The following is a 15,761-nucleotide window of genomic DNA, read 5'->3' on the forward strand; positions in this document are numbered from 1 at the left end:
GCTTGAGCGAGCGAAGCTCACTGCTAAAACCCATAGATTAGCCCTCTTGAGCGCAGCGAAAAGGGCAGCGTACTGCAGAGCCGCAACTCTGCTGAAACGGACCTCGTGCTGTTGCACTTACAGTGCAACTCCCAGAAAATCTCCGATTTCCTGTGATCCCAAAGCGAAACTCGGGAGACAATGGATTATATACTAAAAGAGAAAACAAACATGAAATTCTTCAGATTACAGGCACAAAGAAATAAAAGTACTTTTCAAATCACAGTACTTTCATGCCAAAGAGATATAAAATGACCTCTTACATAGCAGATTCAGCAGTATTTATAATGGGAAACTGCAGCGTGGACAGTTCGCTGCTTATCACCGTCCCTTCGGTTGCGGACGAGTTAAAAAGCAAGGAGTCAGTGCTCCGTTTTGATCTTGCAAAAGAGGGAGGGCTAAGGGTCGAATGGCCAGAACCGGAAATGGTAAAAGAAGTCAAGAAAAAAGCTGAACAGACCCGGGACTCGGAAGAGCTTTCAAAAACTGACCTGGAAATTCTTGCAAAAGCCCTTGAGCACAGGGATAGGGCAATACTGCTCACAGATGATTATGCAGTTCAGAATGTTGCCGTTCAGCTTGGGATTCAGGTTAAACCAATAGCCCAGAAAAAGATCAGGGACATCATTATCTGGCAAAAGCAGTGTACGGGTTGTAAAAAAACCTTCGAGAAAGGGGATGAATGCCCGATTTGCGGTTCACCCATGAAGAAAAAGAGAAAAACAAGACTTTCAGGAAAAAGGTCTCAGGAAAACTGAAGAAAAAGATATAACACTTGATAGTGTAATAATGTCTTTAACTGAGAAAAGATATACTTGAATTATAATTTTTCAGGCAGTAATTCCAGGCAGCATCCGTAAGAAGAGCTGCAAAAATCGGCCGGAAATACCGCCATACAAAAAAATTTCAGGTGGGAATGGAGGAATGAAGAACATAGAAGATCTGATTCAGAAAGCTGTGGAACTGCAGAACAATGGACTTGTGACCGGCCAGATTGCCGATGAACTTAACGTTTCAAGAGAAACAGTTACATGGCTTTTAACCCGCTCAAAAAAAGAAGGAGCAGTCCCCGCTCCAAAAGACATATCTGTAAACTGGAGCAGCATAGGAAAGAGCGCTACACGGCTTCACCACATCTCACTTGCACTCTGCGACATGGTGCTTGAGACTCTGGAAAAGACAAACGCTGAAGTGGACGTGGTAGTTGGTGTTGCAGCTAGCGGTATCCCCCTGGCAAGCATGATGGCAAACGAGCTGGGAGTAGACTTTGCTCTCTATCATTCCCGTAAAGGACAGGACGTTGTCCAGCCAGGCCAGAAAGGGACCATCAGCAGGAACTTCGGAAGCGTTGTAGGCAAGAACTGTGTGATCGTGGACGACGTTATCACGACGGGCTCAACAACCATGGAAGTAATTGAGCAGCTGCGGGAAATGGACGCAAAACCCAGAGTAGTGGTGGTTCTTGTGGACAAAAAAGGCGCAGATACAATTGCCAATGTCCCGATCCAGTCCCTGGTAAGGATAGTTCGTGTTGACTAAAAATAACGACAAAAAAGCAGAAATAAATCGTTTACATTAAAGTCATTTACAATATTGGAAGCCTTTCTAAATGAAAGGTTTTTCCAAAAAATTACACTTTTTTAACTTATAGAATTGGTCGGACAGATTATTTCTGACCATTCTAAACAACTGATCATTTAATTATTTTTAAATTATTTTTATTAACCTTTCATAATTTTTATTAACCTTCTACAGTTGTGGTGCTCAGTCATCTCATTTTCTTTTATACAGTCCAGATCCGGCTAAGGGAGATAAGTAAAAAGAGGCTTATTGAAAAAGCCTGTTAATACTCAACTTCCGTAGATGCAATCTTTTCTGCGAGCTTTGAGAGCACTTCAGTTCTCATCCCTTCCACGAACTTGATGCTGCCTACAACAAGGTGCCCACCGCCGCTGACTCCGGCGCCCTTCATTTCCTCGCGGAGCTCTCTAACAATCCGAGGAATATTCATAAGTACTCCTTTTGAGCGGATCACAGCAAAGTCCGGGCCATAGCCCAGGGTGACCACTGGCTTGTTCGGGTTCCTTTTGGTGAGTACATCATGCACTTCTCCGGAGGTCTTGCCTGGTGGCGGGAAGGTAAATTTCTGGGCATAGTTTTCGACATCTATCACATTCATGATAGTGCCATTCGCCAGTTTCTGGGACTTGACGTTAAAGAGACAGACCTCAAGCTGTTCTTTTATCATGGTACTTGCCTGCTCGCAAAGCAGAGATACCAGATTGTTATGGGTTTTGTGGTCGCCCAGATCCAGGATGTCGTCAATAAGGCCTTTTCCACTGCTGAATTTAAGCCAGAACTGCTCAAAATCCAGCGCAAGCGCCATTTCTTTTAATTCTTCAAGGGTATAGCGGTCCGAGACAAGGGAGATATATCTTCCAGCCTCCGGGGCCTCAGAACGGTCTCCGACTGCCGAAACAGCAGGAAGGTGCTTTATAGTATCACTGATACTGGGATTGATCATACGGGCGATTTCAGCACAGAGCATTCCTGCAGTAACCCCGAAGTCTCCTCCTACATGAGCAGGGTTTGCGTGTCCTATAAGATACTGATCAACGATGTCATCCGGGTGGTGGTGGTCAACGACAAGCATATCAATGCCATAGACCTGGGCCTGCCGCATAGAGGGCACGTCCTCTTCTGTTGAACCGTTGTCTACCAGGATCACAAGAGGCATTTTCTGCCCGTGCCTGGCACAATCTTCAAGCGCAAAGGAAATATCCCTTGTAACATCGGCAAGCTCATAAAAAGGAGCCTTTGAAGGAGCACGTTTGTAGAAATAGTATTCCGCATCCGCCCCACCGATTTCCGTAATAAGGGGAAGAATTGCCCTCTCAATGGCAATTGCGGAAGTAATTCCGTCGGCGTCGGCATGGTGTCTGAGGATAATAGGTGTTGAATGTAAGATTGCCTTTTTGATCTCTTTGGCGACATGAAGCATTCTGGGCTTGAGTTTTTCCATAATGTCGCTTTCGACCAGGAAAGGAATATCAGCAGGTGTTGCTTTTTCCTCAATTACCCTCTCAACCCTGGACTTGACCGCAGCTTCCTTTTCGCCGGTCAGCAGTTTCATGCTCATGACTTCGATCTGGACCTGCTCATCCCTCGGGGTCACTTCTCCGGTAATCGATACAATCATTCCTGCATCGATGTGAGGGTAAGACCGCTTCCCTGCGCTCTCAAAAGCTGCACAGGGAATAAAGCCCCCTTCATCACCGATGGTGAAAATAGTAGGTCCGCTGGTCTGTTTTACCTGGATAACTTCTCCTTCGATCCGGACGAGCCTGCCTTTCATGCTGGTGTCTATTTCGGCTGAACTCTTAAGTGGGAGCTCTTTTTCAAGCTCAATGGTTTCGTACTTTGTAAGAGTTTGCGGAATAAGATCCAGCTTTCCTCCGGCTTTAATACTTTTTACCAGGACGATCACAGCACTCCTAACTTCCGGCTGGACCCCAACATTGCTGGAATGCATAAGCCCTCTTACGTGAGGGTTCAGGTCTACAAAGACTCCAAAAGAGGCGATACTGCTCACTATGCCGTGATAAAGTTTTCCTGCTTCAACATCCTTGAGGTCACAGGATTCGTCCAGAGCGTAAACATGCTGGGAACGTGAACAGGAGCCGCATATCTCTTCATCCGCATCCTGTGATTCATGAATTCTTACTCCACAAACCTTGCAGGTATAGATCTTTCCAAGTCCCTCGCAGGCTTCACAGGATCTGGTAACTTCTATTATCCCCTTTCCTTTGCATTTCTCACATACTGCACCATTTTTCAATAAACTGTCAATTTCGGTTTCCGAAATTTTCATGAAATCAACTGATTTTGACTTGCCTTTTCCCTTACACAGAGGGCAGACATCAGTTGAAATTACCTCATAGCCACGCCCGTGGCAGTCTGGACATTCCTTACTCATAAATATCAACACCAGTGGTTCTTCCGAACCTGTTTTTTATTAATCTATTCGTTTTTTGGAGTTCAAACTCTTGCTTTAAACTCTATACGTTTATTATGCTCTTTGTCGGTCTTTCAGTCTACTGGTAACTGTAGGACCTTCACCCGGCCCGGAAAATCAGTGCATACCTAACTTGTTATCTTCCTGCATATCCCCTGTTTTTCAGTTAAATATCTTCGGTATGCAAGATATAAGTATTTGTCAGCATGCTATTTTGCACAGCGGCTACAAATATCCCGAACCTTCAGGCTTTTGAGGTGGTTTCTGTCACTTTCAGATTTGTTATCTTAAAGACGGGAAAACCGCGGTCCATGAAAAATCCAGAGTGAGGACTTATATAGATTCACAGATCTTTTAAATAGGCGACAGAATACAAAATTTTTAAATAAAGACTGTTTACTTACAGGAATTATTCAGTACGATTCCCAGAATAAAGAACACTTAATTATTATTAAGCCCAATTTTAAGATTAATTGATAGGAGGGCATAAAATTATGGTTGTTAGTGAATTAATGCTTCCTGTATTAATAGTTGTAATATTAATACTCTCACAATCTATAAAAATGGTTAATGAATACGAACGTGTAGTTATATTCAGGCTTGGTCGCCTGAGTGGTGTAAAGGGGCCAGGTATTTTCCTTATTATCCCTTTTATTGATAAAGCACTGAAAATAGACTTGAGAGTTGTTGCAATCGATGTCCCTAAACAGGCAATCATCACCAAAGATAATGTCACAGTTGAAGTGGATGCTGTTGTCTACTACAAGGTAGTAGAGCCTGGAGCTGCAATTACACAGGTTGAGAACTATATGTTTGCAACTTCAACCCTTTCCCAGACTACACTTAGAGACGTGCTGGGTCAGATGGAACTTGATGAGCTGCTTTCGGAAAGAGAAAACATTAATAAGCAGATTCAGGAACTTCTGGATGCCTATACTGACCCCTGGGGAATCAAGGTTACAGGAGTAACTATCCGGGATGTAGCCCTGCCCGAAAGCATGAAGAGGGCAATTGCTAAACAGGCGGAGGCTGAAAGGGAAAAGCGGGCCAGAATCATCCTTGCGGAAGGGGAATTCCAGGCTGCCCAGAAAATGAAGGAAGCTGCCACTCTCTATCAGGGACTCCCGGTAGCCATCAAACTCAGGGAACTCCAGACCCTTGCCGAGATTGCCAAGGAAAAGAATCTGATAGTTGTTACACAGCAGTCCCAGACTGTTGAAACCGCGAATATCGCAGCTCTCTCACAGGCCATTGCCGGAAAGAAAGCGGAATAAAGACGAGAATGGTCAGAAGGAACGTAAGAAGTGAGAAAGGATCGATAAACATGCATATGGAAAGGGCTTCCCATTTCCTTTCTTTTTTATTCCTGTGCTTCATCCTCATAGCCGCCTTTACGCTTCCTGCAGGTGCAGGGCCAGAGGAGAAGGTGCTTGTACTTGAAATTGCCGAAGCCATCACCCCGGCTTCTGACAATTTGATCGCTGACGCAATCTCAAAAGCTGAAAATGAAAACTTCGAGGCTCTCGTAATCAGCCTGGATACTCCTGGGGGAGGGCTGGAAGAGACTCAGATTATCATAAAGGGCATTGAAAATGCGAGCGTGCCTGTGATCGGGTACGTGCCCGAGAGCGGAAAAGCCTGGTCGGCCGGTACCCTCATCCTTATGGGGACCGATATTGCTGCAATGGCCCCTTTTACGGTTCTTGGGTCGGCGCAGCCCGTGCAGATGTCTGCCGAGGGAACAAAACCCATAGAAGATGAAAAGATCATAAATGCCCTCGTCAAGTTTTCAGTTACAACTGCAAGCAAACACGGAAGAAACGAAACCTTTGCCGAAGAAGTCATAACTAAAAACAAAAACCTTGATGCTGAAGAAGCTCTGGAAGCCGGAGTAATAGAATACGTAGCCCCTTCCATTCCTGACCTTCTGGTCCAGATCGACGGGCAGCGTGTAAAAGAAAGAACCCTGAAAACCGAAAGTGCGAGGACAGAGGACTATGAACCTCCCCTACAACTCGCTTTCCTGAGGCTTATCTCAAACCCGGTCCTTTCTTCTCTTCTCCTGACAATAGGGCTTTACGGGATCATCTTCGGGATTTCAAACCCCGGAGCAGGAGCAGAAATTTTCGGGATTATTGCAATCGTGCTCGGGCTGATAGGCACAGGATTCGATATTAATATAGCAGCATTTTTCCTCATCATTGTAGGAGTAGGCCTTCTTATCCTTGAAATTCAGTCCCCCGGATTTGGGGTTTTCGGGCTTGCCGGACTGATTTGCCTGGTAATAGGGAGCATCTTCCTTGTACCGATGGGGGGGGAAAATATTTACACTCCGGAATTCAGGAGACTGCTGACCTTCACAGTTGTTACTCCCACAATCATTTTCGGGCTTTTCCTTGTCTTTGCAATATATAAAGTAGCCGAAACGAGGAAGAAAAAACCCGTTATCGGAGCTATTATCGGGGATATTGCCCGGACAATAGATCCGATAGGGCCGAAAAGCCCGGGTTTTGTCCGCTATAAAGGAGAGTACTGGAAAGCCAGGTCCGAAGAAGAAATAGGAGCTGAAGAAGAAGTTGAAATTATAGGAAAAGAGATGGAAGTGCTTCTGGTAAAAAGAAAAATTTAATACTTCCTTTCTTTTCTGCTTTTCCTTTTTTGGCTTTCGGACACTATTAAATTTAACCGTTTATTTTCCCGGATTTATTTTCCCGGGTTTCTTTTTTCGGTCGTGGGGGTGAGTTATTGAAAACCGTGAACATGAGAATCTCTTTTCATTTTCCTCCAACATGGGGGATGCACTCGTTTTTTCAGAATTGATCAACAACTCACGGACACGGCCAATTTTTCGAGTGTCTTTTTTCGGGTTTAATTTTTATTTTTGTCCCTTATTTTTTCAAGAACCCTCTGTTTTTTATTGATTGCTTCTTCGGCTGCCCTGTCAATTGCATTTCTCATCTCCTCGAAATCTCGCGGATTCTCTTCTCCGTGAACCTTTTTGACAGGAGTATAGGCAGATTCTCTGAACCTGGGTGCAAAGTCCCGGGTCTCTCCATTGACGATAATTTCAGCCCCGTTTCCTTCTTCCACATGACCTATGATATCAATCTCGACACCGGCCGCCCGGACGGTTTCAAGAATCTCATCGGCATATTCCGGGGGGGCAATAACCAGCAGGGCATCAAGAGATACACCGAGATAATCGATTTTAAGGAGCTCAAGCATGGAAAGCACCTTTTGATTAACAAGGGCTCTCATTTTTTCTTCTTCAAAGACCAGTTTTACTTCTGCAGTCTTTGAGATTTCCCGTGCGTCCCCGCGTATTCCTCCATTGGTAACGTCGGTCATTGAATGGACTTTCCTGTAAACCCCGGACTTCAGGAGAGCTTCGCAGGCTTCAAGAAAACGGACGTTAATGGTCTCTTCCACAACGTCATGCATCCCGTAATAAAGTGCAGTTGTAGAAATCGTGCCTCCTCCTGCACCTTCTGTCATAAGGATAAGGTCTCCTGCCTTTGTCCTGTTGCGTGAGGTAAGGGAAGATGTAACACCAACAGCACCGACGCCTCCGGTCATTCGGTCGCCTATGACCATATCCCCGCCTATCCGGAGAGTGCTTCCGGTAACAAGGGGAATTCCGGTAAGCTCTGAAACTGTAGTGATTCCTGCAATGTGGTCGAATATTTTTGCCACATCTCCATCGTCTGCGACATGGATGTCCGAAAGCATGGCAAGAGGGCGGGACCCCATTGAATAAACGTCACGCAGAGCTGCCCTTGCTACATGAAAACCCGAAAGGAATGGGAAATCACTCAGGCGGGAATGTATGCCGTCAATCGTAACCACCAGGTATTCATCCCCCATTCTTACAACTCCTGAGTCGTCAAGCTGGGAGCTGTCAACTACTGCACCTGTTTTGCCTATAACCTCCCCTAGCTTGGAATGAACGTAAAAGTCCCCTGTGCCCCTCGAACCTACTCCGAACTCTCCCATGGAAACTCCTGAGAGGGTGGAGCTTAATACCTCTCCTTCCGTGTGAAGAGTTGCTTTTGCTTCACAAATAACTGCAGATGCAATCTCATGAGCCCTTTCGGGGTTTATGTTCTTGATTTCAAGAATTCTTGAAGCAAGCTGTGCCTCAAGACCGTTTTCATTTGAAGGGTCCTTCCTGAGAGCCCGTTTTGCATAGCCTTCTATATCCATGGTAACCATCCTCTCGCAGATATCTGTCACTGCTTTGAAAGGCGCAGGGCAGATTATTTTTGAATTCAAGCATTAATCTTTGGATTGAGTTATACTATAAAATACCCCGGAATTAAAACTTAACCGCCGAAAAAAACGAAAAATAAAGGTTTAGCTGAAAAACCGAAGTACACTTATAAGATATATGTATTTCAACACATTTCAACGAAGTTTTTCAGAATCTTAAGCCCTGTGGCTCCACTTTTCTCAGGGTGGAACTGGGTACCCATAACATTGCCTTTTGAGTTTACGACAGAAGCTGAGAACTCCTGCCCATATTCACATGATGCGAGGGTATTTTCCGCAGCTGTGTCCACATAATAAGAGTGTACGAAGTATACGAAAGAACCGTCAGGAATGCCTTTAAACAGAGGGTGATCCTGTTTGATCCTGATGTTGTTCCAGCCCATGTGGGGCACTTTCAGTTCAGACTTTGGAAAGCGAAGCACTCTACCCTGAATGAGGTTCAGCCCATCGGTCAGCTTGCCTTCTTCAGAAGAGCTCATAAGAATCTGTTGTCCAAGACAGATCCCGAGCATTGGTTTCCCAGAATCTGCAAATTCCGCGATAATCCCTTTGAGAGGAACCAGGCACTTCATTGCATCTACGAAAGCGCCAACACCAGGGAGAATAATACCATCTGCTGCCATGATCTCCTCGGGGTTCCCGGAGATTGCGGGACTTGCTCCAACGTGTTCAAGCCCTTTTTGAACACTTCTTAGATTTCCAAGCCCGTAATCGATAATCACGATTCTTTTCATAGTTCTAACAAAACAAAGTTAAAATAGATTAAGCTTACGAGCAAAGAATTTGAACACCGTGGAAAAAATATTAGAAAAGAGAATAATTCAGAAAAATACTCCTGAAAAATATAATATAATAAATTCAGGTCAGTATCTGTCTGCAGAAATATTACAGGGTCTGTTCTCCCGTTCAAAAATCACCTTGTACTTGCCACAGCGAACGCATTCGTAACGTTTTTCTAGCACTGTTGGCAGACAGCAGAGCGCTCCGCTTTTTCGTTTCCAGTCATGCAGTCCGAAAAGACACAAAAAACTACGTCTATGGTCCGATTCATCTGGTTCATCAGAACATTCTTGGGTCAAAAACCTGTTTCCCCTTCTTAGCAGTTAGTAAAGCTGATTGTGCGATAGTAAAGAGAATATGATAAAAAGAACTATATAAAGATATATATTGCCCAAACTCACACACTCCAGTTATACTATAAAAAGCCAAGCACGACTAAACATCGAAAAATTATAAATAGAATGATTGAATATTCATTGAATGTTGTATGATTCAGATAAAAATTTACGGAGTGAAATCGGGGGGAAACATGAAAGGACTTCAGTTATTCAGAAATGATGAGAAAGCAATGGAATTACCAATAAATATTGTTGTAATGCTCGTTGTTGGGATGGTTGCCCTTGCAACGCTTATCTCGATAATACCGACTCCTACAAAGGAAATGTCAGTCTTTGTTGAAAGGACAGGGTCCGGGGCAGGAAGCCTTCAGCCAGGAAACTCGATAATAGTAGATGCTACTACCGCACAGAACTCATTTGTCGTTTCCGCAGAAATAAAGGTAACAGATAAAGACGGAAACCCGGTGCGAGGTGCAAACGTTGTCCTCAGGGGACTCGGAGGTGCAGCATCGAATACGACTGACATTGACGGGGTCACTGTTCTGACAACTCCCGGGAATGCGCTGGTCCGACTTGACCCAAACCAGAATGAAGGCACAATGGACCTGAAAATCCTGGCAGACGGCTTCTATGATTACGAGAGAAAGGATGCAGTTATGATTATCAAGACTCGCTAATTGCATGTTTTGCATGAGTTAAGCTGGAGAAAGGAGTCAAGTATGCTGCCTGAAAATTTAACAGAGAATGAAGCAGGAACCGTCGGGCTTCCAATAAGAATTGTAGTTCTTTCAATAGTTGGCTTTATCGGGTTTTATGCGATTCTCTCCGCCCTTTCAGCTGCTCCAGCTCCCGCGGGGCCCATGTATGCAACAGCAAATGTAAGCACATTTTCACTCAACTCCGGAGGAGGGGAATCCAACTTTAGCCTGCAGATAAGCGTGCTTGACAGGGAAAACCGCGGGGTGGGAGAAGCAAACGTAATTGTCTGGAGCCCGGACAGAAATAAAGCGTATTCAGGTATCACGGGCAATGATGGTAACGTAATAATAAATATTTTAAATCCCGAGTTGCCTGCCGGAAAATCCGAAGGGTACGTTGCAGTAAAAGTAATGAGAACAGGATATAGAGATTTTAGTGAGGAATATTTTATTAAGGTAAAGAGGAGTTAAAGCTTCCTGATTAATTCAGTATCTAGAGAGTCAGTCCTCTAAAAAAGAACTAGTCCTCTAGAAATTAACTCTTAAGGGATTAATTTTTCAAGGAGCTAACTCCTTAGAAGTACTTTTTTTAAAAAAGAAGGGGTAAAAAACCTGTTTTTTCCTACATTTTCATTTAAATGCCGATACATTTTTAATTACAGAATTAATTATTGCAAAACGTTATTGTTATTGATCATAAACCACAGCCCAAAGAATGCCATAAAACCTCCACAGAGGTATACCAGTTTTTCATGCGTGGACTGTGAAATTACTTCCGTTCCTCTGGAAAAGGATGAAGATACAGCTACAAGAAATCCAAGGTCTGCTATCCAGTGCCCGACAACAAATGCAATTACTGCAAGGGTGCCTATAAGATACTCCTGAAGGATGATCGCACTACCTGCTGTCAACCACCATGCAACAAAAAAAGGATTCAGTGCTGAGGTTATAATTCCTGCGGATACCGTGCCTGAGAAAGGGTTCAATGCCGAAGTTATAATTCCTGAAGATATAGGACCTGAAGAGAGATTCAGGCTGCTGGCTGAAATAGATATATCCATTGTAGAGGCTTCTTTTGCGTTTTTAATCATTGCGAGCCCGAAGATCACCATCATTAAGCCGCCTATTACAGCCAGATACGAGATTACTGTTTTTCCAAGGAAAGCTGATGCACCTATCAGAATAAGCACGAAAAAGATGAGTTCCACAAGGGCGTGGCCCAGAAATACCGAAGGTCCTGCTCGCCAGCCTTTCTGAAACGATGCCCCGATTGTTGCAAACAGCATGGGTCCGGGGATAATGGCTGCAGATATGCCTACTGTGAAGCCGAGAATAAGAGCTTTAGTTAATTCGATTATGATACCACCCCGTATAATATCTGAATCTATTATTATAAGGAGTGATTATATAAAAATGTTTTGAGACTGATCCGCTGGTATCGTTTATGGCATCAGTCCTGAAAAATGTATTATGGCTTAAAGTAATCAATTTATTCCTATATATTTTATATATTCTCACTGATTGAGAATTATATCTAATATTCAGCAAATATTATTTATTATTGCATATTTTATTACTAATTACTGATGACTTACTGTTAATTGTTTACCCTTCATCGTTTTATCGCCGAGTATGGTAATTTATTGCCAACTACACATTTCCATCACTACTCCCTTCGATCACTACTCCTTTCTACCACTACTCCTTTCTATCATCAGTTAGTTAACGATTTTTGCTTTCGGTTAACCATATAAAACTTCAAAAGTACAGCTCCTGCCATAATTACTGCAAGCCCGGTTGAGAAGTAAGGAGACCTTATTATATCCCAGCGTCCGGACCAGATCAGAAACCCTGTAAGGAAAAGGACGGAAGACCCGGCAATTCCTGAGATTTCTACCGGAACTTTTATCGAGCCAAGAGTAAACCTATCTCGATTTTCAATGGTTTCAATGCGGGATTCAAATTTTCGTATCTGTTCTTCTGATGCGCTTTCCTGACCTTGAATGTCCTTGACTTCATTCTCCAGTTTTTCGACCTCTGGCTTAAGGTTGCTGTGCACAAAATCCGAAAGTTCGGATATAGCAGCCTGTAGAGAATGGAGGCTTTCGGAGAGGCTGGAAAAAAGACTACTTATATCCTTTACTCTGTAACTGATTCCCGAAACATCCGAAGAACTATCAAGAAAAATCGTGGAACCATTTGAGGCGTCTGAAGAGGGGAGCACTGCGCCGAAGGCAAAAGTTGAAACATCCTCTTGAGTGAGCGACGGAACAGAGTCTGAAAGCAGAGAATTCTCCGGAAGAGAAAATGAAGCTTCAGGAGAAACAGAGGGTCCCTTTGGAGAAACTGAAGAGCCTGCCGCAAGATTTACAGAGTTTTCCTCTTGAAACGAATCTGGAGACATTCCTGAAAAAGCCTTTCCAGCCTGCAAAGTCTGAGATGCTTCAAGGGATAAGCGGCGCTCAACTGCTCTCAGCCGCTTTTCAAAACTTCTGATGCTCTGGTCAAAAACCTCGATTCTCCCCTGCAAATCATCCCTGATTTCGGGCTCTAACTGATATGATTTACTCAATTGAACCATAACCCCTTAAAATTTCTAATATGAAATCATACCCAAACAGTATATAAATTTTTTTACAAATTGATAAAAAACATAAAAAGTGCAACTTGAAAAAGGAAATCACAGGTGGCCCCTTATTAATCAATTAATATGTCCCTTGACCCCTAAAACCGATTTTCAATCCATAAGTTCTAAAGTGCCCCCCGGCTTGTCTGGTGGTCCTTCCAATAAAAATGAAGATACTTAAAAATGAGGCCTCAATAAGGAATTTAAAAACTAATTTTTCAGGTAGTGCTTATGGCCATTTCCTAAAATTCCTTATCTAGTATTCAAACTTAGAGTTGAACCGCGGAAAACGTGAAAATGCACGGAGAGGCTCCAAACATGTGCAATTTAGTCCCCTTGCGCGAATTTCACTGCTAAATCCCATAAATCCGCCTCCCCCTGAGCTAATTTCACTACCAATGCCCATAAATCAGTTCTCTTAGGCGAATTTCACTGCTAAATCCTTAAATCAGCCCTCTGGGCAAAGTCCAGTATAAGCGTCCATAAATTAGTCCTCTTGAGCGTAGCGAAAAGGACCGCGTACTCCCGAGGCGCAATTCGGGCGAGGCGCAATTCGGGCGAGGCGCAATTCGGGAAGAGAAGCAAAAAGTTAAGGGCATAAAAGGAAAATGAGAAGATCAGATCGGTCTGACCTCAACAATCTCTCCGCTATCCTGAGCTTCCAGAATTTCCGATGCAAGGTCCGAGTTTACTCTGAGTTTCACGTCTCCATGCCGGCTAACAGTTGCACTGAAGAGATATTCGTCTTCGATGAAAACCTCTACGTCCTTTCCTGCAAGCTCGAGAGCCCCAAGGATAAGGTGCTTCTTGGTCCTTTCGATGATGGGATGAACCGGAGATGCAGGAACACCTTTCTCAGGCACAGTTTCTCTGGCCTTTCCCGGGAAAGCTTTGCGTTCAGCCCCGCGCTTCTGGACTTTTACACCTCTTGGAATTTCGGCTTCCAGCTCCCTGACGTCGATGTGGAGCCCAAGGATATTTTCGATCCTGTCAATGACGTTCCCGCCTTTGCCAATAACCTTTCTCATATCCTCATCATGGACCTTTACGATTGCACTGTCGTCTGAGGTCACTTCCACTTCAACGGGACCTGTTGCATACCTGCTGATTACGTTCCTGATCTCTTCTTCAGCAAGCTTCCAGGCAGGTTTCCGGCTTTCCTTGGAAGCGCCGATTGGCATGACTACAACCTGTTCTCCGTATGTGTAAATCTCATACTCACTCTTGCCAGTTTCGAAATCCGCAATGGTAATTACCGGCCTTGCAAGATCCTGCTCAGTCATCCCGTAAGGAACCTTAACTGTAAAGGCGAGCACCAGGACTTTTGCAACCTCTCCTTTATCGATGAAAATTACAGTATCCACTACTTGCGGGATTACACCCAGTTCAACCCTTCCGATAAGGCGCTGAATGGCGTCCACTGCCCTGGTTGCATGTACGACTCCTATCATCCCGACTCCTGCAAGGCGCAGGTCCGCAAAGATCAGAAAGTCCCCGGTTTTTCGTACTTCGTCATAGATAGTGTAGTCCGGCCTGACCAGAAGCAAGAGATCAGCGGTGTTCTCCATCTTCCCATTAAGGGGGGAATACTGAGTGATCTCAGGAGGCACCTGCAGGTCCCTTGGAGATTCCATGGTCTTGACTACCTGCCCATGGTCATTCAAATAGCGGGCAACCCCTGCAGCAAATGTGGATTTCCCGGCTCCCGGAGGTCCTGCAATAAGGACTCCACGCTGACTTACTATACGCTCTTTCAGCTTCTCGTTCAGATGGTAGTGCTCAATGTCAACAACAACTGTAGGTCTGACGACAGTTATCTCCATATCATCAGAGAAAGGAGGATGTGTAATTGCAATCCGCATGTTTCTTATCTGCAGGACCGTAGCCCCACTCGAGGACATTTCGATGAAAGATTCAGGGTCCAGCCTCGCCCTCTCAATAAGTTCTTTTGAGATGCTGGAAAGCTCCTGGGAAGTTGAAGGCTCTTCCCGGATCCGTACATAACGCACATTCCCTACAGGGCCTTTCTTACCCATTGGAGAAACCGCATTTTTGAGATGTACGGACATCGTATCATCAGTGAAGAAATGCTCTATTTTGAGAGGGCCGAACTCAGATGGGTCCAGAACTTTGGGATGAATATACTCAACATCAAGTCCTTTTGCCTTAGCTATCAGAGACTGTACGCGGTCTTCACTAACAAACAGCCCTCCTACCTCAAGAGCCGTCTGCCGGATAAGGGCATCTACCCTTCCCTCCTTAGAAAGCCTGATTTCCTCAGGGGTGGGCTGAACCCCGCTGAACTGAAGCTGAATCTCCCCTCTGTCTGATAGCTTCCGAAGTTCCGAAAGCTCTTCAAGCCCTTTGAAACCTATTTCTCTGCCCCTGTTTGCCTGGGCTTCAAGCTCCGATACCACAGCTTCGGGAACAACAACCTCAACGCCCCTGAACTCACCACTTTTGATGCGGGAAGAAAGCCTCCCGTCAATTATCACGCTGGTATCCGGAACGATCCTCGATATCTGCTTCTCATCAGCCATATAAAGGGATATAGAGCCAGAAAGTATATAATAAAACTTCTGCTGCTTTTTTTCAGATGAATTAAGTTAAAAAATATGGTTGATGAATAATATTATTTAAAAAATATGTGAGAATGTAAAGCTCTTCTATTTATATTCAGTTGGTCTTATATATCCTGCAATGTACCAATTACTCAGAGAATATAGTGCATTGAATTGAAAGAAGAAAGCTTTCCACTATATTTAAAGAGGATACCTATTTTCCATTTATCAAAAACTCGATTAATTGTTTGAAATAAGGAACTCCGAGAAGCAATTTTGAGGTTTGGGATTAGCTCACACATAAAATATAGCATTATTTAAAATGGTGGCTATATATGCGTTGATAATCTCTTCTTGATAACTGTGAAGTATCAAAATAGTTATTAGGAGATATGGTGTATTAGCTGGGCATGCCCTCTCTTTCTATCGTAATGC

General features: G+C 44.1%; 13 protein-coding genes. 7 read left to right on the forward strand and 6 right to left on the reverse strand.

Going from position 1 to position 15,761, the window contains the following annotated elements:
• From EO95_RS18150 to EO95_RS03230, 3 genes are all read left to right on the forward strand, one after another.
• The coding region (locus tag EO95_RS18150; protein ID WP_235282839.1) for a hypothetical protein at positions 1 to 196 on the forward strand (196 nt) is incomplete at its 5' end.
• Between the two features lie 94 nt (positions 197 to 290).
• Positions 291 to 797, forward strand: coding sequence for an NOB1 family endonuclease (locus EO95_RS03225; RefSeq protein WP_048132101.1), 507 nt, complete (start codon positions 291 to 293; stop codon positions 795 to 797).
• Between the two features lie 166 nt (positions 798 to 963).
• Positions 964 to 1,578 carry an orotate phosphoribosyltransferase-like protein gene (locus EO95_RS03230; RefSeq protein ID WP_048132105.1) on the forward strand — a complete coding sequence of 205 codons (615 nt, stop codon included), beginning with the start codon at positions 964 to 966 and terminating at the stop codon, positions 1,576 to 1,578.
• 304 nt (positions 1,579 to 1,882) lie between these two features.
• Here the strand turns inward: EO95_RS03230 and EO95_RS03235 are convergent, their stop codons facing one another.
• On the reverse strand, positions 1,883 to 4,015 hold the full coding sequence (locus EO95_RS03235) for a DHH family phosphoesterase (RefSeq protein ID WP_048132107.1): 2,133 nt from the start codon (positions 4,013 to 4,015) through the stop codon (positions 1,883 to 1,885).
• Positions 4,016 to 4,548: 533 nt separating this feature from the next.
• Here EO95_RS03235 and EO95_RS03240 point away from each other — a divergent pair.
• The gene (locus EO95_RS03240) at positions 4,549 to 5,328 is read left to right on the forward strand and encodes a slipin family protein (protein WP_048132108.1); all 780 of its coding nucleotides are present in this window, start codon (positions 4,549 to 4,551) and stop codon (positions 5,326 to 5,328) included.
• 50 nt (positions 5,329 to 5,378) lie between these two features.
• Positions 5,379 to 6,683, forward strand: a complete 1,305-nt coding sequence (locus tag EO95_RS03245) for a nodulation protein NfeD (RefSeq protein WP_048132120.1) — start codon at positions 5,379 to 5,381, stop codon at positions 6,681 to 6,683.
• Positions 6,684 to 6,922: 239 nt separating this feature from the next.
• On the opposite strand, the gene EO95_RS03250 is transcribed toward EO95_RS03245, so the two are convergent.
• Both EO95_RS03250 and hisH read right to left on the reverse strand, forming a co-directional pair.
• Entirely contained in the window at positions 6,923 to 8,257 is a 1,335-nt protein-coding gene (locus EO95_RS03250; protein ID WP_048132122.1) for an AIR synthase-related protein, read from the reverse strand.
• A gap of 191 nt (positions 8,258 to 8,448) precedes the next feature.
• Entirely contained in the window at positions 8,449 to 9,057 is a 609-nt protein-coding gene (gene hisH / locus EO95_RS03255) for an imidazole glycerol phosphate synthase subunit HisH (RefSeq protein WP_048132109.1), read from the reverse strand.
• Positions 9,058 to 9,632: 575 nt separating this feature from the next.
• Here hisH and EO95_RS03260 point away from each other — a divergent pair.
• A complete protein-coding gene (locus EO95_RS03260; RefSeq protein ID WP_048132123.1) occupies positions 9,633 to 10,118 on the forward strand; it encodes a hypothetical protein in 486 nt (161 codons plus the stop codon).
• Positions 10,119 to 10,160: 42 nt separating this feature from the next.
• On the forward strand, positions 10,161 to 10,610 hold the full coding sequence (locus EO95_RS03265) for a hypothetical protein (RefSeq protein ID WP_048132111.1): 450 nt from the start codon (positions 10,161 to 10,163) through the stop codon (positions 10,608 to 10,610).
• Between the two features lie 197 nt (positions 10,611 to 10,807).
• Here the strand turns inward: EO95_RS03265 and EO95_RS03270 are convergent, their stop codons facing one another.
• The 3 genes from EO95_RS03270 to EO95_RS03280 form a co-directional block, all read right to left on the reverse strand.
• A complete protein-coding gene (locus EO95_RS03270; RefSeq protein WP_327037139.1) occupies positions 10,808 to 11,533 on the reverse strand; it encodes a LysE family transporter in 726 nt (241 codons plus the stop codon).
• Positions 11,534 to 11,853: 320 nt separating this feature from the next.
• A complete protein-coding gene (locus EO95_RS03275; RefSeq protein WP_082105911.1) occupies positions 11,854 to 12,720 on the reverse strand; it encodes a hypothetical protein in 867 nt (288 codons plus the stop codon).
• A gap of 662 nt (positions 12,721 to 13,382) precedes the next feature.
• Positions 13,383 to 15,305 (reverse strand): PINc/VapC family ATPase, encoded by a 1,923-nt coding sequence (locus EO95_RS03280; protein WP_048132118.1) that lies wholly within the window; start codon positions 15,303 to 15,305, stop codon positions 13,383 to 13,385.
• Between the last annotated feature and the right edge of the window lie 456 nt (positions 15,306 to 15,761).

Source organism: Methanosarcina sp. 1.H.T.1A.1 (assembly GCF_000979295.1).
GTDB lineage: Archaea > Halobacteriota > Methanosarcinia > Methanosarcinales > Methanosarcinaceae > Methanosarcina.